Source organism: Terrabacter sp. P5_B1 (genome assembly GCF_056400505.1).
The window spans coordinates 1-3,361 of sequence record NZ_JBFULD010000398.1; the positions used below are offsets into that span (position 1 = coordinate 1).

Below are 3,361 nucleotides of genomic sequence, written 5' to 3' on the forward strand. Positions count from 1 at the left end.
GGTGAGCACCCCGCACGAGCGTCCCGCGCGCTTCGACGTCGGCGTCGTGGGTGCCGGCCGCGTCGGAGCCGTCCTCGGGGCGGCCCTGGCCCGCGCCGGACACGTCGTGACCGGCGTGTCGGCGGTCAGCGAGGAGAGCCTCGAGCGGGCGGCCACCCTGCTGCCGGGCGTGCCGGTCAAGCCGATCCCCGAGGTCGTCGCCCGCGCTCACCTCGTGGTGCTCGCCGTGCCCGACGACGCCCTGGCCGACCTCATCGCGGGGCTGAGCGCGACCGGCACCTTCACGCCCGGCCAGCTCGTCCTGCACACGTCCGGGGCGCACGGCATCTCGGTCTTCGAGTCGGCTGCGGGCAGCGACATCGTGCCGCTCGCGATCCACCCGGCCATGACGTTCACCGGCACGCCGCTCGACCTCGACCGGCTGCACGACTGCTGCTTCGGGGTGACGACGCTCGATCTCGCGCGGCCGCTCGGCGAGGCGCTCGTCATCGAGATGGGCGGCGACCCGGTCTGGATCGCCGAGGAGGACCGCGTCACCTACCACGCCGCTCTGGCCCACGGCTCGAACCACCTCGTCACGGTGGTCGCCCAGTCGATGCAGCTGCTCGTCGAGGCGGGCGTCGAGGACCCCGCGCGCGTCCTCGAGCCGCTGCTCACGGCAGCACTGTCCAACACGCTGCAACGAGGTGACGCAGCCCTCACCGGGCCGGTGGCTCGCGGTGATGCCGGTACCGTTGCCGGGCACGTCGCGATGCTGCGCACGGTGGCCCCGGACATCCGTCCCACCTACCTGGCGCTCGCCCGCGCGACCGCGCAGCGAGCCCTGCTCAGCGGACGCCTCCGCGCCTCCGACGCCGACCCGCTGCTCGAGCTGCTCGCGCACGAGGAGGACCAACCGTGACCGACACCACCGCGCCACCCACGGCGCCGCCCACAGCACCTGTGGTCGCCCGCACCCGCGAGGAGCTCCGCGAGGCCCGGGCCGCGCTCGACGACGGCGACATCGCCGTCGTCATGACCATGGGTGCCCTGCACGAGGGGCACGCGACGCTGATCCACCAGGCTCGCAAGGCGCACCGCCACGTCGTCGTGACGATCTTCCTCAACCCGCTCCAGTTCGGGCCCAAGGAGGACCTCTCGCGCTACCCGCGCACCTTCGACGCCGACCTCGAGATCTGCACGGCCGCTGGTGTCGACCTCGTCTTCGCGCCGACCCCCGACGTCGTCTACCCCGAGGGTGACCCCGGGGTGCGTGTCTCTGCCGGCCCGCTCGGCGACGTGCTCGAGGGCCAGGCCCGTCCGGGGCACTTCGACGGCATGCTCACGGTCGTCTGCAAGCTCATGCACCTCACCCGGTGCAGCGCGGCGTACTTCGGGCAGAAGGACGCCCAGCAGCTGCTGCTCATCCGGCGCATGTGCCGTGACCTCGACTTCCCGGTCCGCGTCGTCGCGGTGCCGACGGTGCGCGAGTCCGACGGGCTGGCGATGTCGAGCCGCAACACCTACCTCACCGCGTCCGACCGCGAGACCGCCCTGTGCCTCTCGGCCGCCCTGCGCGCCGGCGCGGCGGCGGCTCCGGAGGGCCCGTCCGCGGTCCGCCGCGCCGCCCGGTCGGTCCTCGTGCGCGAGCCGCTCGCGCTCATCGACTACCTCGTGCTCGTCCACCCGGACACCCTCGAGGACGTGCCGGAGTGGTATCGCGGCGAGGCGCTGCTGGCCGTGGCCGGACGGGTCGGCACGACCCGTCTCATCGACAACCTGCCGGTCCTCGTCGGCCCCGGGGGCGGAGCACTCGAGACGTTCACGCAGTCCTGAGAAGCCTGAGCCCAGCTCTCCCACAACGACGTTCGCCGTCGACAGTCCCCGAGGAAGCCCATCGTGCAGCGCTTCATGCTTCACTCGAAGATCCACCGAGCCACGGTGACGCAGGCCGACCTGCACTACGTCGGTTCCCTCACGATCGACCGCGACCTGCTCGATGCGGCCGACCTGTGGCCGGGCCAGCAGGTCGACGTCGTCGACGTCGACAACGGCAACCGCCTGACGACCTACGCGATCGAGGGCGAGCGGGGCACGGGCATCGTCTGCATCAACGGCGCCGCCGCACGGCTCATCTCGCCGGGCGACACGGTCATCATCATCGCCTATGCCGCGATGGACGACGCCGAGGCGCGTACCTTCGAGCCGCACGTCGTCTTCGTGGACGAGCACAACCGCGTGGTCGAGGTGGGGCACGATGCAGGGGACGTGCCGGACGGTTTCGGTCTGATGACCTCGGCCGTCACCGAACGCGACCACGAGTACCAGCACGAGTTCCAGCACCAGCACCAGCACGAGTACCAGGACTGAGAGGCCAGTCGTATGCCGCAGAGCGGGCTCCCCGACGTGACCGTCCCCCGGCGGCTGCGCGCGCCCGCGCCCGGCTGGACGACCACGGCTGACGTCATCGTCGTCGGCTCCGGCATCGCCGGGCTCACGACGGCATTGCGGCTGCGCCGGCGCGTCGACCGTGTCCTGCTCGTGACGAAGACGGTGCTCGACGAGGGGTCGACGGCCTGGGCGCAGGGCGGCATCGCCGCCGTCATGTCGCCGGAGGACAGCCCGGCCGAGCACATCCACGACACGCTCGTCGCGGGGGTCGGCCTCTGTGACGTCGACGCCGTCGAGACGCTCGTGCGGGAGGGCACGGACGCCGTCTGGGACCTCATCGCGCTCGGGGCCGAGTTCGACCGCGGCGACACCGGTGGGCTGTCGCTGACCCGCGAGGGCGGCCACCACCGCGACCGCATCCTGCACGCCGGTGGCGACGCCACGGGACGCGAGATCAGCCGCGCCCTCATCGCGGCGCTCGACCGGGTGCGGGACGACCCGGGCATCGAGGTCATCGAGCACGCGCTCGTCGTCGACCTGCTCACCGACGCGGACCAGCGGGTCTGCGGGGTCACGCTCCACGTCATCGGCGAGGGCCAGGTCGACGGCGTCGGGGCCGCCCACGCGCGCGCCGTCGTGCTCGCGACGGGTGGTCTCGGCCAGATCTACGCCTCGACGACGAACCCGTCGGTGGCGACGGGCGACGGGATGGCCGCCGCGCTGCGGGCCGGCGCCGTCCTCGCCGACCTCGAGTTCGTCCAGTTCCACCCGACCGTGCTGTGGCTCGGCGAGGGCTCGCGGGGCCAGCAGCCCCTCATCTCCGAGGCGGTCAGGGGCGAGGGTGCCTTCCTCGTCGACGAGACGGGGGAGCGGTTCATGCAGGGCCAGCACCCGCTCGCCGACCTCGCGCCCCGTGACGTCGTGGCCCGCGCCATCATCGCCCGGATGCGCGAGACCGGCACCGACCACGTCTACCTCGACTGCCGCCACC

The 3,361-nt window shown here is 72.8% G+C and carries 4 protein-coding genes; all 4 read left to right on the forward strand.

What is annotated here, in order from left to right:
* Window position 1: 1 nt before the first annotated feature.
* The gene (locus tag AC1DP0_RS19850; protein WP_478087907.1) at window positions 2–901 is read left to right on the forward strand and encodes a Rossmann-like and DUF2520 domain-containing protein; all 900 of its coding nucleotides are present in this window, start codon (window positions 2–4) and stop codon (window positions 899–901) included.
* On the forward strand, window positions 898–1,815 hold the full coding sequence (gene panC / locus AC1DP0_RS19855) for a pantoate--beta-alanine ligase (protein WP_478087909.1): 918 nt from the start codon (window positions 898–900) through the stop codon (window positions 1,813–1,815). The genes AC1DP0_RS19850 and panC overlap by 4 nt, the downstream gene beginning before the upstream one ends.
* 63 nt (window positions 1,816–1,878) lie before the next feature.
* Complete coding sequence (panD, locus tag AC1DP0_RS19860) at window positions 1,879–2,349, forward strand: aspartate 1-decarboxylase (RefSeq protein ID WP_478087914.1); 471 nt, start codon at window positions 1,879–1,881, stop codon at window positions 2,347–2,349.
* A 12-nt stretch (window positions 2,350–2,361) separates the two neighbouring features.
* The coding region (locus AC1DP0_RS19865; protein ID WP_478087917.1) for an FAD-dependent oxidoreductase at window positions 2,362–3,361 on the forward strand (1,000 nt) is incomplete at its 3' end.